We start from the raw sequence: 23,705 nt of genomic DNA on the forward strand, positions 1-23,705 counted from the left end.
AAACCCACACCCTGGGCAGAAAGGACACCGAAAACGATCTTGAACCCGACCTCTCAGCCCACCACGCCCGCATCACGAAAGATCGAGGCTAATGAACTGATTGATCTCTCCTGATCTGAGCATGCGCTGCAGCTTCGCCATGGTCATCGTGAGGGTTGCCGGCGTGTCGCTGCTCGGGTCGTAGGTCGAAGAGACCTTCGGGTTGACCGCGAAATCTATCAGGCGTTGGAGGACCGGCTCTGCCCGGCGACGCGAACCGTGGATGCGCGGAAGGATCTTCAGCAAGACCAGGTGATCCAGAATCTCGTCATCGTGGACCCCCAGTGACTCAAGCGCCACCGCGAGGCGTTGGCTTTCGTAGTAGACGCGAAAGCCGAACTCATCGTCGGTTAGAGAAAGTTCCGCATGAAGCCGCCTCAAGACCGGCGCCACGTGCGCGGCCGTCGGGTGCCCGACGTGCCATGAGTCGTCCAAGACATAACCGACGAGAGCCTGAAGGAGCGCTACATCTGCGGGCTCAACCGGGGCGGGCCGCACCGGATCCACTGCCAGCTCTGACGTATGAGTCCGGATCTCGAAGGTCGTAGCCCGGTCCAACACCTTCGGCGAGAACTGATAAGTCGTTTCGTCGACGTTGACGGTGCCGATCACGAACACATTCCGCGGAACTGGAATGCGCTGCTCCTCGCCAGGGTGATTTCTCCATTCGCCGTCCGCGCCCCGCTGCAGGTTGGGCACAACCGCATCCCGGCTTTCGATTCCAGACAGGAAGTCGGAGAAGTAGCGCTCCACATGCGCAAGGTTCATTTCATCAAGCAACAGCAAGTACGGCATGTCGGGCTCAGCGGCGGCGGCGAGCATGAAGTCCAGTGTCGGTGGCACGAACCACGCGGATCGCCCACCGACCGTGGGGCGAAGAGCGTCCTCATATCCGAACAAGGCCTCAGGACCCGTCCAGTCTGGTCTCACCGCTACCGGCAGGAACCGACGCACGCGAGGACCTGCTCCGAACCATTCCCCCAGGCGAAGGGCGAGCTGCGTCTTCCCGCTACCTGACAAACCCGAGAGGATCACGAACGGTTTTGTCGCCAAGGCGGCGACCAACGCTTTCACGCGGTCACCTCGACCGGCCGCTACCAGCAGCCCGGAGTGGTCGACGCTCTTGCGGAAGGCTGAGGCAATATCCGCAAGTGTGACGTCCGCCGGCCTTCTTGGCGGCGATGAAGTGCTCGCTCCGGCGTCTATGTACGTGTCCGCGAGTTCAAGCACGGCGTCGAGATCCTGAAAGAGCTCCGAGTCATCGGGGATCTCGCCCTGGTTGTAAAGCTTATACACAATCGTGCTTGCCTCGTAGTTCCGTGCCAGCCCTCCCGCACCCAAGGTGACGTCGTTGCCAACAGCAAAGCCGCGCGAGGTCAGGTCTTCGCTGATCATCGGGCGGATGAACCGCGCCGTTGAGTCCATTTTTTCAAGCAGGTACGCGCGGCCGTGCTCACGAGTGAGCTCAGTGGTTCCCTGCGCCAGCGTCAGGTAGACACCGCTCATGTCCTCCCGGAACAGGAGCACGGGGTAGACCCCGCGTTGGGTCGTCGTCGTCTCTCGTTTGTCCAGAAACGCGATCCACGGAGCCGCGGCCCAGTTTCCTTGTCCGGCCGAACCCCGAACATTTACCTGGGCGCGAACGGCGAGCGGTCCACTTTGCTCGAGGGTTTCCACAATCGACCTGAGCGTGTCCTGAACCGGTGCGGACCCGCTGAACTGACTCTGCCGAGCGGTGGGGTAGGCCTCCATGAAGGAATCGATCAGATCGCCGATCTTACGTTGACCCGGCACCGTCTTCAGGACCACGTCATAGCCCGCATCCCGATATGCGGGTCGCAGCTGAAGGCCACCGTTGAACTCCGTGTTCTTGAGCGTGCCCTCCTCCGGGTGGTCGAACCCGTACGCGACGCCAGCGATCGCCTTCGGGTCGTATTCGCGACCATCCACGACTAGCGCGTACTGAGTTGCACGCCCGAAACTGTGTTTGCTGAGAAACGCGTCTCGACCAAGCTCGTCATACTCGGCGATCGCCTGTTCTATCGACTGTCGCGACAGCTTCCCTAGCGGCATGCGCGAAGCCTAAGCGTTGCTGAACGCCGCATCGCGTCTATCGAAGCGCGGCGTTCATTCGGTCGCGGATATTCAGCACTATCTCACCCGAACGGGCGGCCCCTGAGTGTCAGGCTGAGTTGAGGCCCGCGGTTCGTAGGAAGTCCGCCTGACACGAAGAGCGAGGATTCTGAGGTCGCAGTGACGGCAATGTTGATGGTCCAGGATGAAGTGATGAGTACTCCTGGTCCGCGTGAGGGTGGTCCCCCGACGTCGTCGGGCGTTCACCATCGCCGAGAAGCTGCAACACCTGTTGTCGGGTGTGCCGATCTGGGGTTCGATCCCACTAATGAAGATCGCTGCCACGACCTGTCCGCCGGGGCGCGTCGTCCAACGCCGATCGCCACGCAGCGCCACCACTGTGGCCGTCGCCGGAGTACGTGGATGCAGCGATGCTGCCGGCAACTGCTCAGCGAGCCGCGGCAGCGTGGATGATGAAGATCCCGGCGATCCCCGGCCGACCGTCGATCACGCCGCGGGCCAGGTGCCGCCGAACGGACAGGCCGGCGATGTTGTTGGGGACGAGGATCGTCACCGGGGCGAGGGGGTCGCTGGCCTTCTGCGCAGCGACCAGCTCGCGAAGAGCGGCGAGCGCCGCGGCTCCGTATGGCGTTGCTACCGCCTCAACCGTCTTGATCACCCCCGCGATCCACGAAACCCACCCGACTCCATCCCGCCACGAAAGCCAATTCACGGATACTTTGCAGAGCTTCTTGTCAGGCCGGTCGACCGCTGCCCCGCCGCCTTGACTTGCGGGTCGTATCCACCGACGCCCGCTTCGCGGCTCGGGACAGGTCCCCGGACAGGGCCTCGTTCTGGAGTTCATCAATGACGCTGATGTCCTCCGAGAGCGCGTCCATCATCGCCATCGGCGCACTGGCACGGGCAGCGAACAGGATGCCGCGAGCCTCATCCAAATGGCGGGCGGCGCCGCCGACGTCGCCCTGCGACATCCGTTCCGTGGCCGCCCGCTTGGCCCGCTGCGTCCGCTGGAACGCCAGCTCGGTCCGGACGACCGGGTCCGGAATCCGGCCGGCCGCCTGGTCACCGGGCAACACGTTGACGTGTACCGGCACGGTGATCGAATGGTGCACCAGGGTCGGCAATTCCACCCAGGTGAAGTCGAGACGGGCCATCTGCGCCAAGCCCAGTGCTCCAATTCCAGGCACATCGAAGGTCACCACGAGTCTTCGAGCCTCACCGGAATAGAAGGAGCCGAGCTCGATGAGAACACCATCCGGGGTGTCCACCACAGACATATCGTTGATCACCATGATTCGCCTGCACACCGGCGTCATCCGAATCAGGACTGACGCAGCCTGGACGGCTTGAGCAAGCAGGCCGTCGAGTTCCTGGGAAATCGCGACCATTGCTTCGTCGGCGTCCTCGCCGAACAGTTCGCTGCCGTTGCCGCCGGCGGCAATCGCGCTCAGCAGGGTTTCGTCGCAGCCGAGTCCGAAACCGAGCGTCGATGTGACGATGCCGGCGCTGCTCGCTTCGGAAGCGACGCCGCCCAACCTCGCCGGGTCGGTGACCCCGGCATTGGCCTTACCGTCGCTGATCAACAGCACCGTGCCGCCCGCGCCAGCATCGACGCCGTCGACGGCGCGGCGTGCCTCCTGCAGGCCCCGGAGGTAACCCGCGGAGAGGTTGGTCATGCCACCCGGCTCAATCCCGGAGATCCGGTTCTTGGCCTTTGCCTTGTCGATGAGCGGTGCTGCGGCGATCTCCACCCGCACGTGGTCGTCGAAGGTGACCAAACCGAACCGATCCGCCGGGTCGAGGCGATCCACCAAGTCGAGCAGCGCCTTCTTCGCGCCGTCGAGGCGTTCGCCGGCCATCGAACCACTTCTGTCCAACACGACCACGAGGGTCCGGGACGCGGCCCGCTGACCGGAATCAGCTATCGGTGCCGTCATCTCGACGAGCAGGGACACGTGGTCGTCACTCTCGAGCGCGATGACGTCGACGTCCAACTGAGTGCTGATGTGCATGGGATCCCCCTGAATGATCGCTACAGCGGCTATGCTCTCAGTATTAGAGTAATGCAGCTGTAAGCATTATGCAAGGAGCATCGATGGCCGAATCGCCTAAAACCGGCAGCCGACAGTTCGGCGACCTGCTCCGGCGGGCACGGGAGCGCCGCGGCATGAGCCGGCGCGATGTGGCGGAAGCGACCGAGCTGTCCTACCCCTACATCTCCCAGCTCGAGACCGGTTACCGGCAACCATCTCCCGCCGCGATCCAGAGCCTGGCGAGCGCGCTGCACATCTCCCTGGATGAGATGTTCGACGCGATGGGCAGGCGTCCGGCCGAAGCCAATCCTGCAGCGACAGCCAGTTCTGGCTGGACACCGAACAGGAATTACTCTGCGGGCGGATCCGGGGCCGGAAACGTCCGGGGAGTAGGCGCTGTCGCCTCCGCACCAGCCGCTCCTGTACCCGACACGATGGCCCCCCTCCCCCGGGACGAGGCCGCCGATGACGACGGTGCCTCCGCCGACGGCGTCATCGCGGAAGTCATGAACGTCCTGGCCGCACTGTCACCACAAGAGCAGCTTGAAGCGGTCGCAGAGGTTCAGGCGCGGGTGATTCAGGCGGTCATCGACGAGGGGGTTGCAAGCCGGCGCCGCTCCTGACCGCACGCACAGCAGTCCAACCGTCGGCCTCGGGCCGGGGATGCCTTCCGCAGCAGAAGCCTGCGGCGCAGCCCACCCTCTGCCGACCAGTCAGGTCATCAGTGCGGAGGGGACGGGCGCAACTATTCCCTTGCGGTTAGATCGCACATTGTTGAGCCAATTTCTTGTACGGCGTGCTCGGGTGAGGCGTGAATCAAGATTCTGACGTCGGGCAGGATCACCGAAAATGCTCAGCGTCCAGTGTCGCGTAGAGCCGATTACGATCATCGATGTCCACCAGTGGGCGCGTGCTCGGCGACCCGTAGGTGGGCAGCACCTCTTCGTCCTCACGCAGATCCGCATCGCGAGCCAAGAATTCCAGGAGGGCTTGTTCGACCAGGCTGGTGACGGTGCGGTTGGAGCTCTCCGCCAGCACACGGACCTCTCGCATCAACGAGTCCGAAAGGTTGATGGTGGTCCGCATGCCCAAGAGCATGCGTGTCGAGATGCACGAGCACAACGTTATTGGCCGGAGCAGCTCACTGACCCAACCGGGAGGCGCGGGTACCCGAGTAGCGCCACCCTTGCGTCCCACTGCCGCCTATGAGCCCCCACAGCAGGAGCCTCCCGGACACTCCGGTGATGTCTGTGGTGACAGGGACAATTGACACCCGCCTCCTCGAGAGCTTCTCCAACCGCTGAACCTCGGGGCCGCGTTCACGGGCCTTGACCGTCCGGGCCCCGAGTCAACATCCGGATCTCGCGGACCGGTCTCGGGGACGAACGAAGCGCGAGCAAGCCGTAGACGCCCGGATTCACTGGGAGGCGGCGACAGCGCCCCTGATCGCCGTCGCCTCCAGACAACCGCCACGCAGCCACCATGCGGGCCGATGAAAGATCAAGGCCAGTGGCTTCCAGTCTATTTGACCGTTATTGTCGAAATATTTGTAGTATTCAGGATGTCGGTGGAGGTTGTCGATGCTACAACGAATGTCCTGCTCCGGTCGAATGAAACCACTGCTTTCCCCTTGAGCGAAGTGGCTTTCATGGTAACAGTAGCGACCGTCACTGCGCCGTTGACTGGCGGGGCGCCACCGGCGGTTCCGACGGCCAGCGCAGCGGTGTTCGAGGTGCAACTCCTCGCGGCCAATGTCGCCCACACTGCTGCCGGCGTGATCGTGGAGCAATCAAGCCGCGTGTCTGGGAATGCAAGAAAAAACTGTACGGCGTTAACGGGTTGGCCGCCGGTGTTGATGGAAACAGTGAGCGTTACGGTGCCGTTCTGAACCACAGTCTTCACCGTTGGGCTCAACGTCATCGTTACGGGAGTCGTTGCCTGCGCCGGCGCAGCGGTCAGCCCTATGGAGAGACCGGCCGCGAGCACTGCGGCGGCCGCGAGCCGGATGAACTTCTTGAGAAGCATTTAGTACCCCTAGCTGTTGATTAGTTCCCCAACGCGGCGCAGGCTGCGGCGGCTGGGCAGTCGCGATGAACCTACCGGGCTTTCAATTACCTGCACATGGTACTAATGGCCCGATCGAATGGACGGTTGCATACGGTTGGTAGACGACACCAGGGGAATGACCGCAGCAAACATTTGCCGATGGAATCGCCGGTGCATCTGCACTGGAAATCCCAAAAACCTGGCGTGCCGTTGCGATACGCCCGGACAATGGGTCGCAGGCTCCCCCTATGACCGGAGCCTGCCGGTGTCGCCATCACCCAGTTCATAGACACCTGGAACACGGACTGCCAGCCATTCACCTGAAGCAGGGCGGCAGAGGAGATCTCCCGCACACTGGAAAGGAATTCGCGCACCCCAGCACTCAGCGAAGGTGAATCCTGCGCAGCTCATAACAGAATGTCAGTGTCGAGCAGGTAGGCAGTCACTGGGTCCCGAACATCGTGGCGATCGCGTCCGCGCTCATCTCATCGAAATCGCCCGGCACGACAATCTCAGGTAGGAAGCCAATTCTTGGGGCGAGCTTCTCATCACGAATGGGCACGACCCGAGCGATAGGTCGTCCGTCGCGGGTGAGGATGAATTCCTCTTCGACGAGATCTTCCAGGTGGGCTTCTGCCTCACCCAGGTCAACCATTCGGATCATCTGACGCCCTTCCGATCCGGGGCTACGCCCCTTGGAAGGCACATTGTCTCATTTGCCAGAGACGGCATGCACAATGCCGCAAAAGCGCGTAGTGCTGGTCGATCCGAGCCCGTCCGGCGGAATCCAGCCGCGTAAAGCGCTCCGAGGGTCGGGCGCACGATCGGCACGGTCCACTGCATGCTTGCACCGGAGACATCGTCGTGGGTCTGCAGACTGTCGTCCTCGTCGAGGGGTCAGCGACCTGCGCGCGGTGCCAGCTTTGGCCGACGCTGGGGTCGCGACCTGGCGGCCGAGGGCGTCGCAATCCTGCCCATGCAGGCTCCACCAACATCGGCCATTTCTGCGGCAATACGGCCAGCACGGGCTCAACCTGGGGCTGGCTGGCCTAGTCCAGATCGCGCATTGCTGAAGGGATGTGAGTGCGGCGCGTCGAGCAGTGCCGGGTCACGACACCTGTTGACCGGTAGATCCTCTGGTCCACGCTGGTCGACCACGACGGGACGTTGGCCTCTGGCGGTTTTCGGCCGCACGCGGTGTGCTGATGGGGTCGGCTGAGCGCCGGCCCGTCCGGCTACCCCTGGGCGGGCGGTCCGACGCCCCATAGATCCGGGGGAGGCCTTGTCATGAAGGCCGTTGTCCGTGTGTTGATCGCTGTCCTGTCACTGCTGGTTGTCGCCGCTGTCATCGCTCCGGCCGTGTCCGCCGCACCTGCGATCAGATCCGTTGCAGCCGCGACGGCGGTGAGTCCCGCCGTGCCGGGCACGGTGGTGATGGTGCCGCCGAAGCGGGTCGTTGATTCCCGGGTCGGTTTGCAGATCCTCGGCCCCGTCGGCGCCTTCAGCACGGCGGTGGTACGCGTGAAAGGGGGAGCCGGGATCCCGGACTCGGGGGTGGTCAGCGTCATCGCGACGCTGACAGTCGTGCGTCCCCAAGCAAGCGGTCACATCCGGATCTGTGCGGCAGAGACCAACTGTCCCAGCACCTCCGCCTTGAACTTCTCGGCAGGGCAAACCACCTCCAACATGGTGCTGATGTCGTCCGGACTGGAGAACGGAGTTGAACTGTTCAACGGGTCCGGCGGGGCGGTCCATCTGGTCGTCGACGTGACCGGGTACATCCCGTACATCCCGCAGCAACCTTCGACCGCCGCCGGTGCGGCGGTTCCCGTGTTCCCGACGCGGATCGCCGATTCCCGGGTCGACCAGCAGATTTCCGGCCCAGTGGGTGCGGCGAAGACGGTTGGTGTGCAAGTCGGTGGGCGGGGCGGCGTCCCGTCCGCCGGCGTGGCCGCGGTCATCGCGACGATCGCCGTCGTGACTCCTCAACGGTCCGGGTATTTGACGGCATGGAAGGCCGACACCGCCCGGCCGCCCACCTCGAACCTGAACTTCCAGGCGCATCACACCATCGCGAATACCATGGTTCTGCCTCTGAGTAAGGCCGGAAAAATCCAGGTCTTCAACGGATCCAGTGGCGCGGTGCACATCATCGTGGACGTCAGCGCCTACATCCGAGCGGGCACGCCAACCACCGCCGGGACGGTCGCCACGGTGACCCCAGCCAGAGTCGCTGATTCGCGGGTCGGGTGGCAGATCCCGGGGGTGGTGCCGGCGGCGTCCACAGTCCCCGTGAAGGTCACCGGTATCGGTGGTATCCCGGCCAACGGAGCGTCTGCAGTCGTGCTGACCATGACGGTCGTCGCGCCGCAGGCCGCCGGTTACTTCAAGGTGTGGCAGACAGGGGCGCCCTGGCCGGGGACGTCGAACCTCAACTTCGCCGCGCGTCAAACCGTCGCGACGACCGTGATCGCGCAGGTCGGACCCGACGGGCAGATCCAGGTGCGAAATGGGTCTCCCGGCGCCGTGCACATGGCCGTCGATGTCACGGGCTACACCCTGTCGACCTCCACCGTTGCCGGCGGCGCCGCATGGGCGTGGGGTAACGCAAAGTGCGACCAGGCCGGCCGCTGCGGCGCATTGGGTAACGGCGGGACCGCTGACAGTGCACGGCCGGTGCCGGTGGCAGGCCCGAACAACGTCAAGGCCGTGGCCGGCGGGTCGGCCGGCGGCTACGCGCTCCATGGCGACGGCACGGTGTGGGCGTGGGGCTCGGGCTACCTGGGCCAGCTGGGTAACGGCGGCACGGCCGACAGCAAGTTGCCGGTACAGGTGTCCGGTTTGAACAGCGTGAAGGCAATCGCGAGTGGGAGCTCCACCGGCTACGCGCTGCGGAACGACGGCACCGTGTGGGCGTGGGGCTACGGCGGTATGGGCCGACTCGGTAACGGGCGCACGGCCGACAGCACGCGACCAGTGCCGGTGTCCGGGCTGAGTGGCGTCACGGCCGTCGCCGCGAACCTGGCGACCGGGTACGCCGTGAGCGACGGCAAGGTCTGGGCCTGGGGTTGGGGACAGTTCGGGCAGCTGGGCAACGGGCGCACTGCGGACAGCGCGGTCCCGGTGCAGGTGCCCGGGCTCACCTCCGTCACCGCAATCACCGCGGGCGGCCACAACGGGTATGCCCTCCGCAGCGATGGCACCGTGTGGGCTTGGGGTCCCGGGTTCTCTGGTCAGTTGGGCAACGACGGCACCACCGCAAGCCTTGTCCCGGTTCAGGTTTCCGGCTTGACCACCGTCAAACTCGTCGCCAGTGGTCACAGAGCCACGTACGCCGTCCGCAGCGATGGCACCGTGTGGGCCTGGGGCGACAATTTCCAGGGCTCATTGGGTAACGGCAGCACCACGCGCAGCCTGGTCCCGGTGCGGGTATCCGGCCTCACGACTGTCACCGCCGTCGCCGGCGGCAACTCCAACGGCTATGCGGTCCGCGGAGACGGAACCCTGTGGGCGTGGGGGTCGGGCCTGTCTGGTCAGCTGGGAAACGGGAGTACCGCTGACAGTGCGGTGCCGGTTCGGGTGGCCGGACTGACCCAGGTCAGCGCGATCTCCGCCGGCGACGGCACCGCCTTCGCCGTCACCCGCTGAGCCGGTACACGACCGCAGCACAGGCGTGATGTCGATTGACGGACTGGCACTTGCCCTGCAGCACACAGAATCCCGGCGGCGGTAGGTGCTCACCTCGGTGTCGCCGGAAATGTGGTCACCACGCGTCGCCGGCCAGGAACAAGTCCTGGCCGGCGACGTCCCTGCCCGGAAGTAACCGGACGTGGGCGGCACCATCCCTGGTGAGGCACCTGCGTTAATCCCCCTCCGGCTCAGTCGGCCGACCGGTACGGTCCACGCCATGCCTGCCCCGGACGAGGTCGTCGTCGGTCTGCGGACTGTCGTCCTCGTCGAGGGGGTCAGCGACCAGCGAGCTGTGGAAGCCCTGGCGGAGCGCTGGGGTCGCGACCTGGCCGCTGACGGTGTCGCTGTCCTGCCGATGCAGGGCGCGACCAACATCGGCCAATTCCTGCAGCGCTACGGCCCGCACGGACTCAACCTGGGACTGGCTGGCCTGTGCGACCTCGCCGAGATGCGCTTCTTCCAGACCGGGTTTGGGCGGGCGGGGCTGGGGACGGTCGCCAACCGCACCGAACTCGAGCACCGCCGTTTCTTCGTCTGCGACGCCGATCTCGAGGACGAGCTGATCCGGGCGCTCGGTGTCGAGGCCGTGGAACGCGTCTTGGAAGAGCGGGGTGACCTTGCGTCATTCCGGAAGTTCCAGCAGCAGCCCGCGCAGCAGGGACGGTCGGACCAGGCCAGGCTGAGGCGGTTCATGGGCACCCGCGGCGGGCGCAAGATCGAGTACGCACCGGTCCTGGTTAACGCGCTCCCCCTCGCGAACATGCCAGCACCGCTGGCGAAACTGATGGCCGCCATCTGACCGAGCACCACTCGCGCTCGAGCTGGCCCGGACAACGACGAAACACCCGACCAGCCCGGTGCGCGGCATAGGCGCGACAGAGGCGGGTGGCTCCACGGCCAGCTGATCGAGACCAACGCCACCAACATCGTGAAGGCGGCAATCCCGGTCCCCGACGAGGAGCAGCAGATCCGGAACCTGGTCCGGCTCGAGCAGCACTTCCTCGAGCGCGGCATTGTCGGCCTCGGCGATCTGCTGGCCGCAATGGTCCCCGATCCGGTCAGCACCTTCCGAGCAGCTGGAGAGCCCGGGCTGCAGGCACAGACCTACGGTCAAGGCTCGCTGCTTGCAAACCAGCAGCACAAGCAGCAGACTGCAGCTGTGCCCAAGTCAATCACGATCCGAGATATCCCGGACGAGACCAGCGAGGAACTGGCCGCCCGCGCGGCGTTGACCGGTCGCTCGCTGCAGGAGTATCTGCGGGCTCGCCTCGTCACGCTTGCGCAAGAGCCGGACGCCGAGGTGTGGGTGGCGCGGGTTCGCGCCCGCAAGAACACCACGGGCAGCGCGCTGAGCGTGGATCAGATCCTGGCTCATCGCGACGCCGACCGGGCATGACACTCGTCGTTGACTCGTCGGTCGTGGTCGCTGCCCTGGTCGACCGAGGTCCCCTGGGGCACTGGGCCGAATCACTGTTGAAGGGCGATCACTTGGCTGCCCCGCACCTGATGCAGGCGGACGTCGCCAACGTGCTCCGAAGGGCGGCCCGAGCTGCCGAGATCTCAACGGACGTCGCCTCACTCGCGCATGACGACCTCCGATCGCTGCGCGTCGAATTGTTTCCTTACAGTCTCTGCGCCGACAGGGTGTGGGAGCTGCGTTCGACGGTTACCGCCTACGACGCGTGGTACGTCGCACTCGCCGAAACCTTGGACGCCACCTTGGCAACGCTCGATGAGAAGCTCAGCCGCGCAACGGGACCCCGATGCACGTTCGTCGTGCCGCAGGGCTGATCCCCTCAGGCCGCCATCTGACCGAGTGCCTCCCGCCGCAGCACCAGTCCCCAGCACGATCGAACCCAAGGCGCAGCACGCCCAGCAGACAGCGTTCAGTAGGTTCAGCTGCTCAGGCAAAGGAGCGAGCATTGACCAGCCAGCTGTTCTTCAACGCCAAGGTGTTCACCGGACGCGGCGAGGACGACTTCGCCTCCGCGTTCCGCATCACGGACGGCGCGTTCTCATGGGTGGGCAACCAGGCTGACGTCAGCGGCGAGCCGGGGATCGACCTCGAAGGCCGCACGGTGGTCCCCGGCTTTCTCGACGTGCACACCCACCCGGCGTTCTTGTCGACGCTGGTGGACGCGGTGATGTGCTTCCCACCCGCGGTCACTTCGCTGGCCGAACTGCTCGAGACTCTGCGAACCCACCCCAATGCCGGACAGGGGCCCGACGCCTGGATCCAGGGCTTCGGCTATGACGAGTCGAAATACCTGGAGGGCCGCGGGCCGACCACCGACGACCTGGACCAGGTCAGCGCCAGCCAGCCGGTTCTCGTCCAACGTTGCGACGGCCACTCCTCCGCCTGCAACCACCGGGCTCTCGAGCTGGCCGGGATCACCGACGACACGCCCGACCCGCCCGGCGCAAAGTACGGGCGGGACGCGAACGGGCGGCTCAACGGCCAGCTCATCGAGACCAACGCGACCGACACCGTCGCGGCAACGATCCCGGCCCCCGACGACGAGCAGCAGGTCCGCAACCTGGTCCGGCTGAACCAGCACTTCCTCGAGCGCGGGATCGTCGGGGTCGGCGATCTGATGGCCACCATGGTGCCGTCACCGCTCACCACGTTCCGCGCGGCGGAACAGCAAGGGCTGCAGGTGCAGTGCGCCCTTTACTACGCCTGGCCGGCGATCGCCGAGAACGGAATAAGAGACCTCACCGACGACGACCGGACCGGCCGCATCAAGATCGCTGGGCTGAAGCTGTTCATGGACGGCGCCTACTCGAACCGCACCGCGTGGACCGAGGACCCCTACCCCGACTCGCACGACCACGGCATGCACACGCTGACCGACGAGGACCTCCGGGCGGCGGTAAACTGGGCGCGCCGCAACCACATTCAGGTCGCCGTGCACGCCATGGGCGACCGGGCGCTGAACCACGTCATCGACATGTTCGGCGACGAGGAGCCCTGGATGGGCGACCTGCCGTCCATCAGGCTCGACCACGCCACCCTGTTCTCCCCCGCCATGATCGATCGGCTGAACGCCTCGGAGATGACGTTCGCGGTGGTCAGCCACTCGATCTTCCTGTTCGCCGAGTACGACAGCTACGAGCGGAACCTGTCCGAGAGCCAGTTCGAGATCGCCTACCCCATCAGGTCCTTCTACGAGCGGGTGCCGTTCACCGCGCTGTCCTCCGACACCCCCGCCACCGCCTGGGCTGACGCGGACAACGTCTTCGTGTCCATCAAGGCCGCCGTGACCAGACGGGCCTACAACGGCGCCGACATCGGCCAGGCGGAGGCCGTCACCGTGCCCCAGGCCCTGCTGCTCTACACCGGCCGGCCCCGGCTGGTCGCCCCGCTCGACGGTGTCGGGGTCATCGACACCGGCTACGAGGGAAGCTTCGTCGTCCTCGATCGCGACGTTTTCGCCATCGACGCGGAGGACATCGACCAGGTCCAGGTCGCCGAAACCTGGCTCCGCGGCGAACGGGTCTACCAGCGTCCGCTGGCTTGATACAACCTTGACTTCGCGCTGCGCAATGGAATTCCTGAACGACCTACGACGCCTCCGGCGGTCACGTCGCCGGGCGGGTAGTCCTGCGGGGACTTCCTACCCGGACGCACCAGCCACACACCTGTAAGCCGGAGCCAACATGCACGCGCCAGGTTTACCGACAGTGAGGGTGCTTCCCCACGCTGAGCGCGACCAAGGCCGTGCACTAGGAGCCAGTCCATGCGTCCATCCGCTCGACCGGCGCCCTTCGAGTCTGGGGATGCGTGTGGCGAGTGGGCGACGTGCCCACTTGATACACGCCTCGTCGCCTGTCTAGTCGACGCAGTACCCAACTCCGCCTGTGGTGCGCTCTATCTCAGCGATCGTGTGCGCGTCGCATGCCCAGCCCTTGATTGGGACGGTGTGCCAGTCCGCGGCGTGCGCTGGCGGCGTCGAGGTCGACGACCCGCCGTCGTCGCCGCGGAATACGCCGACGATGATTGCGACGAAGACAATGACCGCGACCAAGCCGACAGCCGCCTTCATCGTGCGTACTTCGCGTTGTTGACCGGTCGGATGTATCCCTGGCGATCGTTGGAGCAGGTGTAAGGGGCGGTCATGGTTCTCTTTTCTGTGCGTGGTGGGTGCGGGGGAGCGTGTGGCGGTTTCTGAACTCTGTACCGGGCACGCCCGGAAACACGTAGTCGTCGGTCTCAAGTCCGGACGACATCTCGCAGTGTCGTTGTCGTTGAACAGCGTGTCGCTTATGAGACAGGTCCCGGATCCGCCCAGGTCAGTGACCAGCGGTGCCGGCGATCTCGACGAACTCGCGATACGCGCGGGTGATGGAGTCGCTAATCTTCAGCGCTCACTGAGCGCTCTTTATGTCGGGCATTCGCCTCAGCAGAGAGAATCGCATACCTGGGTGATCGGCACACCAACAGCGATCAGGTCTTTAACCCAACGGCCGCAGCGAACGTTCCGGTGAGATGAAAATTACGCCTGCTTAATGAAGGCTTCATTCTCACCGAGTGACCATATAACCCTCGTACTCGATATCAAAGTTGTCAACGGCGATGTCAAACCGAACTATGTCTGATTCAAATTGTGGGGTTTGGTAGGAGTCAGTAATCGAACTACCAATGTCCATCGCATCGCCATACGCGAGAACAGCATCCTGAGGCGACTGGGCGAGAGCCGGGTCATTGCAGTCGTCCAACAGATCCGTCGCTATTTCGATCAGATCCGTGGTCTCGCTGATATCTTCGGCGGCACTCTCAAGTTCACTAGGCGCAAATGAGTAGCCGTCGCTTACGTCATGGAATGCTTCGCTGCTGTTGTGCAGTGCACCGGAGGCGGACGCCAAGAGTGCGTCGACACCCGACAGATACACCTCGCACCCGGCCTCGTCAACAGCCCGGTCGTCTACCGAATCCGCTTCGGTAACATCCGCCGGCGCTAGAGAGGTTGCTGGTACCTCACGGCTGGACAGGGACGAATTTGTGGTGTCTGACGCACCACTAACCGGCACAGCCGTCCCTGAATACAGGGTTGAGCAGGCGTTGAGACTTCCGAGAATCGCTACCGCGGACAGAAGGGCAGCGGACCTCTTTGCGGCAACTTGCATCATTGGGTCACCTTCTTTAAGTTGCAAATGAGACGATCTCGCCAATCGTCCATCACGCCTATTGGCTGTGACATGCGACACATCGCCGGATTCTCCCAGCTTTTCTTCGGCAACGGAACTGACGCGGCGAGATTCTCCGCGCGCCAATTCATGGCTTTCTGGGCTCTCCTCTGCCGATCTTGCGGTCGCCTGGCAGGAAATCCGCAGGCCGGCCCCCGGGACCGTCGCCCCGCTCGACGGTGTCGGCGTGATCGACGGTGTCGGTGTCATCGACCCCGGCTACGAGGGCAGCTTCGTCGTGCTCGACCGGGACATCTTCACCATCAACCCAGAGGACATCGACCAGGTGCAGGTCGCCGAGACCTGCTCCGCGGAGAACGGGTCTACCAGCGCCCAGCCAACTGATCAGCCGGGCCCAGATCCGGACAGGCGGCAGATCGATTCGCCACTACCGGACCGTTCATGACGAAAACCAGGTCCGAACTTGGCGACTCGATCGCGGAGTCCCTCCCGCGCGCGCCTCGCAGCCCCAGCAACGCGTTTGAGATCGAACCCGACCGTATGCGTTGATAACAGAAGAGCCCGCGTCGCCTCACGCGTCGACTCGAGGCACCCAAGCGAAGGAGTCGCGGATGGATTGGCTGACCGCACCGGTCGGGTTCGTGTTGTCCATCGTCACCGCGCTGCTGTTCGGGTTCCTCGTGCAGCGCATGCTCGGTCTCCGGCTGGGGCCGATCCGGTTGTTGCTGGGCGGCGTGTTCGCCCTGATCGTCTACCAACCGATCCTCGTCGCCATCGCCGATTCCGTCGCCGACATCGACCCGACGGACGGCCGGCTGGGCTGGTTCGTGCTGCTGGCGATGATGTGCACGATCCTGGCCGCGATGCTGTTCCTGGTGGTCGGCGAGGCCTTCCTGCCGTACGGATCGGTGCCGCTTCACGGAGTCTGGGGCCGCGGGCTGCGCGGTCGGCTCGCCCGCGCCCGCCGGATCGCGCAGATCGTGAGAGTCCTGTTCCGCAATGGCATGTGGCCCTACGCGAGCGGTCGACGGCGCCGGGCACTGAGCACCCCCACCGGTCGCACCGAGTTCGGTCGGCGGTTGACCGCGGCGCTGAATGAGGCCGGCGTCACCTTCGTCAAGATCGGCCAGATCCTGTCTACCCGGCGCGACCTGCTGGCCGGCGAGGTGGTCGACGAGCTGCAACGCCTGCAGGACGACGCCGACCCGGTTCCGTGGCCGGCGGTGGAAGCAGTGCTGGTCGCCGCGCTGAAACGGCCCGTCCAGGAGGTGTTTGCCGAGATCGACCAGCAACCGCTGGCCGCCGCTTCGGTGGGGCAGGTCCACTCCGCCCGGTTGCGCACCGGCGAAGCGGTCGTGGTCAAGGTCCGCCGCCCGGGGATCGAGCAGACCGTGGAGCGGGACCTGGACATCGCACGCTGGCTCGCCGGCCGGCTGCAGGGATGGACCCAATGGGCCGGGTCGATCGGCGCGGGCGAACTGGCCGAGGGGCTGGCCTCCGCACTACGCGAAGAACTCGACTATCGGGTGGAGGCCGCCAACGTCGAAGCGGTGATGGGCTCGGCCGCGCTCCGGCGTGCCCAGCATGTCTGGGTTCCACGGATCTACCGGGCGTGGTCCGGGTCGACGGTGCTGGTGATGGAACGGCTGGTCGGGACGAAGTTGACGGACGCCGGGCCACTGTTGGATGCCGCGCGGGGCGGGCGGGCCGAGGTGGCCGAGCAGGTGCTGGACTTCTTCATCCACGAGGTCGTCGTGGATGGGCTGTTCCACGCCGATCCGCACCCGGGCAACATCATGCTGCTCGAGGACGGCGACATCGGCCTGCTGGACTTCGGGTCGGTGGGGCGGCTGGACCAACTGCTGCGCGAGGCCATCCAACGGCTGCTGCTGGGCATCGACCAGGCCGATCCGCTGGCGGTGTCCGACGCCTTGCTCGAGATCGTGCCGCGGCCGGAGGAGGTAGACGACGCGCAACTGGAGCGCGATCTGGGCCGATTCCTGGCCCGGTTCGTCGTCGGCGGCACCGCTGCGTCAGGTGGTAGCGCGCAGATGTTCGGGCAACTGTTCCGCATCATCACCGCGCACCGGCTGACGATCCCGCCCGAGGTGGCCGCCGTCTTCCGAATGCTGGCCACGATCGAGGGCACGCTCACCGGGCTTGCGCCCGACTTCGACCTGATCACCGAGAGCAGGGGCATCGCCGCCACCCTGTACACCGAGCGCGTCACCCCCGCGCTGCTTAAACAGACTGCGCTGGAGGAGCTGGCGGAGCTGACGCCCATCCTGCGGCGGCTACCGCGCCGGCTGGAGCGGATCACCAACGCAGCGGAACACGGCCGGTTCGCCGTCAATGTGCGGGTGCTCGCCGACGAGCGAGGCAGGGCCACAGTCACCGGTCTGCTGCACCAGGTGCTGGTGGCCTTCCTGGCCGGCGTCACCGGGATCATGGCGGTGCTCCTGCTGGGCGCCGCGGGTGGACCGCAGGTCACGCCGACGATCGGCCTGTACCAACTGATTGGCTACTTCCTGCTGGTCATCTCGTTCATCCTGGGATTGCGGGTGCTGGCGCCGGTTTTCCGCCGCGGGGGTGGCTGAAGGCGGCGCGCCATTGGGGAATCGAGTTGGCGATATTCGACCGAAAACCGCCCAACGAACGTCGGAAATCGCCAACTCGATGGCCCCGACCGGCCCGGTTCGGCGGTCAAGCCCACCAGCGGAGCATCGCCCGCGACCATCACCACGAGCGTTACGTGTAACATCGACGCATGGCCGTCAGGGACCGTGTCGCCGAACACCGGCGGCGTATGAGAGAGCAAGGCTTCCGGCAGATCCAGGTGTGGGTGCCGGACGTCCGGTCCGACTCGTTTTCCCGCGCAGCCCACGAACAATCGCTCCTCGCCGCCGCGGCGGACCGGGCGGACGACACCCAGGATTGGATCGACGACGTGGCGGCGGCGGACTGGGATTCGGAGTGAGCCGGGGGGACATCTGGACGGCAACCGGCGGCGTCTACGCCTCGAAGCCCCGACCCATACTCATCGTGCAGGACGATCGGTTCGACGGAACCGAGTCGATCACCGTCCTTCCCCTCACGTCGACTGATGGCGGTTCGATGCCGTTGTTCCGGTTCCCCGTCGCGCCCGGACCGACGAGCGGACTGACAGCGGAGAGTTGGGTCATGGTCGACAAGATCACCACTGTCCGTCGCGCTCGGATGGACCGGTACGTCGGGCGACTGTCAGCGACGGAAACGGTGGCGATAGAACGACTGGTGATCGTGTTCCTCGGCCTCGCTTCCTGAATCGACAACCCGACGGACTCGCAGGCCTTCGAGGCGGAATACCGTGCCGTCGCGAATCCCGCCGGTCACCACCCCGCAGGCCAGGGAGCTCTTCGGCCGACTCGGCGCCATGAATGCCGCCTTCACGGGCCTGTTCGTCGACGTCGAGGCATAGGGGCCGCAGCCGCTCCCTCCCCCGGCGGTCATCCGACCACTGGCGCACCGACGCTATTGGCGCCACCATGGCGCCATGCCGAGCGTGCAGATCAAGGGTGTCCCTGAAGAGACGCATGCGGTGTTGCGGCAGCGCGCCGCCCGGGCGCACCAGTCTCTTCAGGAGTACCTGCTCGGCCTTCTGGTGCGGGAGGCGGCCGCGCCCACACTTGACGAGGTGCTGGACCGAGCGGACCGGCGAACCGGCGGCGACTTCAGCCCCTTACAGGCAGTCGAAGCCGTCAGGGAGGACCGTGATAGTCATTGATGCATCAGTGCTTGCCGTCGCGTTGGGCGATGACGGCGAGCACGGTTCGGCGGCGCGGGTGCGGCTTCGGGGCGAGGTGCTGGCGGCGCCCGAGTTGATCGATCCGGAGGTCATTTCGGTCTTTCGGCGGTTCGCCATGTCCGGTCTGATGACGTCCGAACGCAGCGAGGCGGCCGTGGCCGACCTGACGGACCTTGCCCTGCGACGAGCACCGCACCGCCTGCTCTTGCAGCGCTGCTGGGAACTGAGACAAAACTTGACGAGCTATGACGCCTGCTACGTGGCGCTCGCCGAGACCCTGGAAGTTCCGCTGCTGACCAGCGACCGCCGCTTGGCGCGAGCTCCCGGAACACGCTGCGCTATCGAACTTTTCGCCTGACCGAGGGACAGAACAAGCTCTCGCCGTGGTCCGCCACTCGCCCACCAACTCAGAAGTCGAGCCGCATCACCACACGGCGCAGCGTCGGGCGGCTGACCACGGACAAACCGGCGTCGGCGAACACGGACACGGTGCCGACCAGGAGTTCCTCGATGATCACGTCTTTGGTGGTGATCGGATAGCCCTCGATCGCCCGAGCGCCACGGTCCCGGGCGAAGTCCACCGCCGCCCGCGCCAGCGCGCGGCTCACGCCGCTCTTGCGGTATCCGCGGCGGATGAAGAAACATGTGACGGCCCAGACGGTGTCATCGGACTTGTCCTCCTCGCGACCCTGCCACGGGACGCGATTGTTGCGCAGCAGGCCTTCGTAGTGACTCCGCGGTTCGACGGCGCACCAGCCCGCCGGCTCGCCGTCACGGTAGGCGACCAGACCGCAGGTCGTCTCGGAATCGGGATGGCCGGCATCGGTCTGCTGACGGAGCCGGTCGGCGCGCTCCTCGGCGGGGAATCCGTTGAAATACTCCTTGCGGCGCAGCTTGAACCGTTGGCAATGGCACCTGGCCGCCGGGCCGGTCGTACCGAAGACCGTCTGGATGTCCTCCCAACTTGCCTCGTTGGCGGGGACGACGCAGATTGCCGGTTCGGGTGCCGTCATCCGAACGATTCTGCATTCAGGCAGGGCGGCGCGCTCCACAGCCCTGTCCGCCGGGCTGTAGGTTTCGCCCGATGCGAAGTGCCACAGCCGACGATCCGAGCGAACCTGCCGATGACGCTTGGGCGAACCCTCGAGTCGGCGCCCTTATCGAAAGGGCTGAGCAACGCCAGCTCTCCGGTGATCACGCCGGAGCGTTGGAGGTGCTCGACGAGGTTGTCGCCGTCCCGGGCGCCGATGCCGCCTACGCCATGGCCGTGCGAGCGGCATCGCTGTTCGCACTCGACCGAGGGGCCGAAGCCCGCTCGCAGCTCGACGTCCTCCGGAAGCACAGGCCCTTCTCTGCGATCGCCTTCCACCGGGCGGCGGAGGCCGCCGAGACGAGCAACGACCAACGGCTCGCGCTCCGGTGGTTCGACATGGCAGTCTCGCGGAGCGTCGATCTGGTCGCGCTGGGTGGACCGAGTGACGCCGCGATGACCGCTCAGATCGCCCTGTTGGTCATCGGGCGCGCGCGGGTGCGAAAGTCCCTGGGCCTTCCCCCGGATGAGCTGGACAGCGCGGCCTCGACAGCTCCGGATGCCGCCTATCCCAACGAGCTGCCGCCGGGCGTGGCAACTCCGAAAACTGTGGTGCGAGTGCTCTTCTGGCCAAGGGACGAGATCGGGTCGGCCGCGGCACGATGGCCGGCCCTGGTGCAGACAACGGAGGTCGAATCGTTCACCCGACGGCGGGAACTGGACAACCGGAGAATCGTGTCCGAGGACGGCGCACGCATTGTCATGGTTCCCATCACCGTTGCCGCGCTGGAGGAATACTGCGCGCGGACGAACAGTGACGCGCTCGACCCGATGACGCGAACGAACCTGCTCCAGGATAGATATGACGAGGGATTCAGAGTCGCGTGGCCGCCAGCGCGCAACAGTCGCTGCTGGTGCGGCTCGGGGGTCAAGTACAAGAAGTGCTGCGGCTCAGCCAGTTTCGACTATTGAGTTGTCAACGGCACCATCCGTACCGGCTGGCAACCGCGGCACCCCAACGCCGATTTGCCTGCCACCAGGACGCTGGTCGACCCGCAGGCCGGGCATCGCATCGGGGCGAATCTGCGGAGCGCCAGCAGCCAGTCGAGCTCGACCGGGTACCGACGATTCCCACGGCGGATATCAAGCTCCACGCGCATGCAGGGAACGCCGACGACGTGGAGGCGGAAGGGCAAACAGCTGACCGCCGACCTGTACTTCTCGTCGATCTCCGCGATGCGCCGGTCACGCTCTGCATCGGTGCTCGCCAAACGCGTGCCGTAGGCCGCTACCTTGTCCGCGGCCGCGGACGTCATCCGCCGCCGCAGCGAATCGGCCACCTGCGAGTAGTAGTCGCGCGCCCGGGCTACTTCTTCGCGATGGGACCGTCCGACGTTGCCCGCGAGCAGATCTCGCCGTTTCGAAGCCCGGCGACTGATCTCCCGATCAGCCTCGGCCAGCGCCGGTAGCAGGTTCGGATCATCCGGTCGCAGCTGGTCCCGCTCGGTGTGCTCGCCCGTGAGCAGCGCAGACAGCGCGCCCCCGATGTCGTCGGGATAGGGCAGGCAGGAGGGGATGTCGACCCAGCACTCGACTTGTTCCTGAAAGTGATCGTCGGTCGAGAGCGCGTACGTGACCAGCGAGCTCACCCGCAGGATCGTTCGCACTGCGGGCCTGGGTCCGCCGATCAGGTCAATCCGTCCGTGGTCCACCGCGAGCTGATCACGAACCCGCGTCTGCAGGTGATCCGCGTCCGGCGGACGCACCGACGGGCGGGCGAGCCGCAGCGCGCCGACATCACCCTCGGCGAGCACCGCCTCTGCGGCCGCGGCCAGCAGCGGGTGGCCCGCCGTGAGCAGCAGTGCACCGTCCTCCCGGGCGATTTCGGGGTCGGTGGTGACCATCAGGTCCTCCGACTGCTCGTGCCTGGCCTGCAGCGCCTCCGGCAGCAGCACCAGAGTCGAATCGCCAACCCGCTCGTGCATGCCACCCTCGGCACTGACGTACTGCAGCCAGAAGTCCAGGCCGCGATCGGTGACCGTCATGACGCGTCGCCTCCGACCAACTCGTCCATTCGGCCGCGGGCATGGATGTAATCGCTCCGGGCACCGGCCAGCCTGCCGCCGAGATTCTCGAGCCGGACGCGGAAATCGGCATCGTCCCTGGCGGCCAGAAACGCGTCGAACACCGATGATTCGAAATCGAAGTCGTCATCGACCCGGCCGAGGATCATGTCCAACTCACCGACGACCAACTCGAACAGGTTGATCTTCGCCTCCAACACCGACAGGATCTGCTGTTCGATGGTGTCCCTGGCGACCAGGTTGGTGACCAGAACGTCGTTGACCTGGCCGACCCGGTGCAGTCGGCCGACCCGCTGCTCGATCTGCATCGGATTCCACGGCACATCGACGTTGATCATCACGTGACAGAACTGCAGATTTCTCCCCTCACCTGCGGATTCTGTGCTGAGCAACACCGCCGCGGTGTCCCGGAACTCCGCCATCGCGGCCTCCCTTGCGGAGCGCGTGAGGCTTCCGTGATACACCGCCGCGGCGATCCCTTGCCGATCGAGCGCGGTGGAAAGAGCCGCGAGGGTTTCCCGGAAGGCCGTGAAGACGAGCACCTCGGCCCGCCTCGACGTGCGGTCGCAGTCGGTGCACCAGCGCAGTGACCTTCGCCGGGTGCTCGATCGCGCAGGCCCGTTCCGCCAGATCGGTCCAGCCCAGTTTCGACAAGGTCGGCGCCGCGGCCATCGGGCTCGACCCGGCCAACCTGGCCACCGACCGTAGCGTGAGCCGTCGTCCCGCCGGCGCTTCGCGTCCGTCGTCGCGGATTCGCGCGGAGATCGCCGCGTACAGCTCGGATTCCTCCGAGGTGGGGGCGATCAATGTCGTTTCGGCAAGTCGGTGCGGCAACCGCAGCGCAACCTCGCTGCGCCGGTGCCGGATGGTGACCGCGGATACCTTGCGGCGCAGCTCCGGCAAACGCCGCGGTTCGGGTGTGACGGCGTCGGAACCGTAGTTCTTCCGGAAGTCCGCAGGAGTGCCGAGCAGCCCGGGACTGACCAGACTGGTGAGTTCGTACAGGTCGGACAGCCGGTTCTCCACGGGCGTCGCGGTCAGCAACAACAGGTACCGGGACGTGAGTTCGCGGGCGAACCGGCCCGACGCCGAGCGCGGATTCCGCAATCGGTGAGCCTCGTCGACCACGATGAGATCCCAGGAGGCACTGAGCATCGCGGACTTTGTCGGATCCCGGCGGGCCGTGGCGATGGAGGCGACCACCACCGGCGATTCCTCCGAGCTGTCCCATTCGCCACGCCGCGGGACCGTCCTCGGCAGGCCGAACTTGCGCTCCAGTTCCTCCCGCCACTGGTCGACCAGACCGGCCGGGGTGATGACCAGGACGCGGCGCGCCAGCCCCCGCAAGCGAAGTTCGGACAGCACCAAGGCCGCCTCGATGGTCTTGCCCAGGCCGACCTCATCCGCCAGGATCGCCCGCCCGCGCATGCGTCCCAACACGGTGGACACGGTCTGCAGCTGATAGTCGAACGGCTCGAACGTCAGGGTCGGTCCGGACATCAGGGTGTCGAACCCTGGTCGGCTCCACACCGCCGCCGCCGCGTCGACCAAACTGATCCGGTCCGGCCGAATCCGTGCGCCGCCGAGCAGTCGCTCGACCAGGTGCCCATACCCCGCCGGGGCCGACATCACCCGAGCGGGACCGCCACGATTCACCTGCGCGTCCATCAACTCCGTCGTCGCCAGCACCTCGCGACCCCCTCTCGGTGACTGGCAGAACCTTACGATCGAGCACCGACAACGCCTTGGAACCGAGG

Annotated in this window: 24 protein-coding genes and 1 pseudogene; 14 read left to right on the forward strand and 11 right to left on the reverse strand. The window is 65.7% G+C overall.

Annotation, left to right across the window (positions count from 1 at the left end; translation table 11 throughout):
- Nucleotides 1-72 precede the first annotated feature (72 nt).
- From ACVBEQ_RS21965 to ACVBEQ_RS21975, 3 genes are all read right to left on the reverse strand, one after another.
- The gene (locus tag ACVBEQ_RS21965) at nt 73-2,112 is read right to left on the reverse strand and encodes an MrcB family domain-containing protein (protein WP_447155532.1); all 2,040 of its coding nucleotides are present in this window, start codon (nt 2,110-2,112) and stop codon (nt 73-75) included.
- A gap of 448 nt (nt 2,113-2,560) precedes the next feature.
- Nucleotides 2,561-2,791: a hypothetical protein gene (locus ACVBEQ_RS21970; RefSeq protein WP_447155533.1), complete on the reverse strand. Its 231-nt coding sequence runs from the start codon at nt 2,789-2,791 to the stop codon at nt 2,561-2,563.
- Between the two features lie 76 nt (nt 2,792-2,867).
- Nucleotides 2,868-4,145, reverse strand: coding sequence for a vWA domain-containing protein (locus tag ACVBEQ_RS21975; RefSeq protein ID WP_447155534.1), 1,278 nt, complete (start codon nt 4,143-4,145; stop codon nt 2,868-2,870).
- Between the two features lie 83 nt (nt 4,146-4,228).
- On the opposite strand from ACVBEQ_RS21975, the gene ACVBEQ_RS21980 reads away from it, so the two are divergent.
- Nucleotides 4,229-4,789: a helix-turn-helix domain-containing protein gene (locus tag ACVBEQ_RS21980; protein ID WP_447155535.1), complete on the forward strand. Its 561-nt coding sequence runs from the start codon at nt 4,229-4,231 to the stop codon at nt 4,787-4,789.
- 217 nt (nt 4,790-5,006) lie between these two features.
- Here the strand turns inward: ACVBEQ_RS21980 and ACVBEQ_RS21985 are convergent, their stop codons facing one another.
- The gene (locus ACVBEQ_RS21985; protein WP_447155536.1) at nt 5,007-5,252 is read right to left on the reverse strand and encodes a ribbon-helix-helix protein, CopG family; all 246 of its coding nucleotides are present in this window, start codon (nt 5,250-5,252) and stop codon (nt 5,007-5,009) included.
- Nucleotides 5,253-5,658: 406 nt separating this feature from the next.
- Between ACVBEQ_RS21985 and ACVBEQ_RS21990 the strand changes: the two genes are divergently transcribed.
- Entirely contained in the window at nt 5,659-6,054 is a 396-nt protein-coding gene (locus ACVBEQ_RS21990; protein WP_447155537.1) for a hypothetical protein, read from the forward strand.
- A gap of 600 nt (nt 6,055-6,654) precedes the next feature.
- On the opposite strand, the gene ACVBEQ_RS21995 is transcribed toward ACVBEQ_RS21990, so the two are convergent.
- Nucleotides 6,655-6,867, reverse strand: a complete 213-nt coding sequence (locus ACVBEQ_RS21995; RefSeq protein ID WP_447155538.1) for a type II toxin-antitoxin system Phd/YefM family antitoxin — start codon at nt 6,865-6,867, stop codon at nt 6,655-6,657.
- A 632-nt stretch (nt 6,868-7,499) separates the two neighbouring features.
- Here ACVBEQ_RS21995 and ACVBEQ_RS22000 point away from each other — a divergent pair.
- From ACVBEQ_RS22000 to ACVBEQ_RS22020, 5 genes are all read left to right on the forward strand, one after another.
- Entirely contained in the window at nt 7,500-9,860 is a 2,361-nt protein-coding gene (locus ACVBEQ_RS22000; protein ID WP_447155539.1) for an RCC1 domain-containing protein, read from the forward strand.
- A gap of 259 nt (nt 9,861-10,119) precedes the next feature.
- Nucleotides 10,120-10,701, forward strand: coding sequence for a TOPRIM nucleotidyl transferase/hydrolase domain-containing protein (locus tag ACVBEQ_RS22005; RefSeq protein WP_447155540.1), 582 nt, complete (start codon nt 10,120-10,122; stop codon nt 10,699-10,701).
- Between the two features lie 129 nt (nt 10,702-10,830).
- Nucleotides 10,831-11,298: a FitA-like ribbon-helix-helix domain-containing protein gene (locus tag ACVBEQ_RS22010; protein ID WP_447155541.1), complete on the forward strand. Its 468-nt coding sequence runs from the start codon at nt 10,831-10,833 to the stop codon at nt 11,296-11,298.
- Nucleotides 11,295-11,693 carry a type II toxin-antitoxin system VapC family toxin gene (locus ACVBEQ_RS22015; RefSeq protein ID WP_447155542.1) on the forward strand — a complete coding sequence of 133 codons (399 nt, stop codon included), beginning with the start codon at nt 11,295-11,297 and terminating at the stop codon, nt 11,691-11,693. The genes ACVBEQ_RS22010 and ACVBEQ_RS22015 overlap by 4 nt, the downstream gene beginning before the upstream one ends.
- A 131-nt stretch (nt 11,694-11,824) precedes the next feature.
- Entirely contained in the window at nt 11,825-13,423 is a 1,599-nt protein-coding gene (locus ACVBEQ_RS22020) for an amidohydrolase (RefSeq protein ID WP_447155543.1), read from the forward strand.
- Nucleotides 13,424-13,735: 312 nt separating this feature from the next.
- Here the strand turns inward: ACVBEQ_RS22020 and ACVBEQ_RS22025 are convergent, their stop codons facing one another.
- Nucleotides 13,736-13,948, reverse strand: a complete 213-nt coding sequence (locus ACVBEQ_RS22025) for a hypothetical protein (RefSeq protein ID WP_447155544.1) — start codon at nt 13,946-13,948, stop codon at nt 13,736-13,738.
- 478 nt (nt 13,949-14,426) lie between these two features.
- Nucleotides 14,427-15,032 carry a hypothetical protein gene (locus ACVBEQ_RS22030; protein WP_447155545.1) on the reverse strand — a complete coding sequence of 202 codons (606 nt, stop codon included), beginning with the start codon at nt 15,030-15,032 and terminating at the stop codon, nt 14,427-14,429.
- Nucleotides 15,033-15,276: 244 nt separating this feature from the next.
- Between ACVBEQ_RS22030 and ACVBEQ_RS22035 the strand changes: the two genes are divergently transcribed.
- The 6 genes from ACVBEQ_RS22035 to ACVBEQ_RS22060 all read left to right on the forward strand — a co-directional run bounded on the left by ACVBEQ_RS22035 (nt 15,277) and on the right by ACVBEQ_RS22060 (nt 19,192).
- Complete coding sequence (locus tag ACVBEQ_RS22035; protein WP_447155546.1) at nt 15,277-15,495, forward strand: hypothetical protein; 219 nt, start codon at nt 15,277-15,279, stop codon at nt 15,493-15,495.
- 166 nt (nt 15,496-15,661) lie between these two features.
- A complete protein-coding gene (locus ACVBEQ_RS22040; RefSeq protein ID WP_447155547.1) occupies nt 15,662-17,647 on the forward strand; it encodes an ABC1 kinase family protein in 1,986 nt (661 codons plus the stop codon).
- 170 nt (nt 17,648-17,817) lie between these two features.
- On the forward strand, nt 17,818-18,027 hold the full coding sequence (locus ACVBEQ_RS22045; protein ID WP_447155548.1) for an antitoxin MazE-like protein: 210 nt from the start codon (nt 17,818-17,820) through the stop codon (nt 18,025-18,027).
- Nucleotides 18,024-18,353: a type II toxin-antitoxin system PemK/MazF family toxin gene (locus tag ACVBEQ_RS22050; RefSeq protein WP_447155549.1), complete on the forward strand. Its 330-nt coding sequence runs from the start codon at nt 18,024-18,026 to the stop codon at nt 18,351-18,353. Before ACVBEQ_RS22045 ends, ACVBEQ_RS22050 begins: the two co-directional genes overlap by 4 nt.
- 229 nt (nt 18,354-18,582) lie before the next feature.
- The gene (locus ACVBEQ_RS22055; RefSeq protein WP_447155550.1) at nt 18,583-18,813 is read left to right on the forward strand and encodes a FitA-like ribbon-helix-helix domain-containing protein; all 231 of its coding nucleotides are present in this window, start codon (nt 18,583-18,585) and stop codon (nt 18,811-18,813) included.
- 7 nt (nt 18,814-18,820) lie between these two features.
- Entirely contained in the window at nt 18,821-19,192 is a 372-nt protein-coding gene (locus ACVBEQ_RS22060) for a type II toxin-antitoxin system VapC family toxin (RefSeq protein ID WP_447155551.1), read from the forward strand.
- A 49-nt stretch (nt 19,193-19,241) separates the two neighbouring features.
- On the opposite strand, the gene ACVBEQ_RS22065 is transcribed toward ACVBEQ_RS22060, so the two are convergent.
- Entirely contained in the window at nt 19,242-19,847 is a 606-nt protein-coding gene (locus tag ACVBEQ_RS22065) for a GNAT family N-acetyltransferase (RefSeq protein ID WP_447155552.1), read from the reverse strand.
- A 71-nt stretch (nt 19,848-19,918) separates the two neighbouring features.
- Here ACVBEQ_RS22065 and ACVBEQ_RS22070 point away from each other — a divergent pair, with 71 nt between their 5' ends.
- Entirely contained in the window at nt 19,919-20,836 is a 918-nt protein-coding gene (locus ACVBEQ_RS22070; protein ID WP_447155553.1) for an SEC-C domain-containing protein, read from the forward strand.
- Here the strand turns inward: ACVBEQ_RS22070 and ACVBEQ_RS22075 are convergent.
- From ACVBEQ_RS22075 to ACVBEQ_RS22085, 3 genes and pseudogenes are all read right to left on the reverse strand, one after another.
- Nucleotides 20,830-21,909, reverse strand: a complete 1,080-nt coding sequence (locus tag ACVBEQ_RS22075) for a hypothetical protein (protein WP_447155554.1) — start codon at nt 21,907-21,909, stop codon at nt 20,830-20,832. The two genes, ACVBEQ_RS22070 and ACVBEQ_RS22075, sit on opposite strands and share 7 nt — an antisense overlap.
- The gene (locus tag ACVBEQ_RS22080; protein ID WP_447155555.1) at nt 21,906-22,490 is read right to left on the reverse strand and encodes a helicase-related protein; all 585 of its coding nucleotides are present in this window, start codon (nt 22,488-22,490) and stop codon (nt 21,906-21,908) included. The genes ACVBEQ_RS22075 and ACVBEQ_RS22080 overlap by 4 nt, the downstream gene beginning before the upstream one ends.
- Before the next feature lie 232 nt (nt 22,491-22,722).
- Nucleotides 22,723-23,616, reverse strand: a pseudogene (locus ACVBEQ_RS22085) (DEAD/DEAH box helicase); the annotation flags it as partial.
- Nucleotides 23,617-23,705 lie beyond the last annotated feature (89 nt).

It is taken from the genome of Nakamurella sp. GG22 (assembly GCF_052976845.2).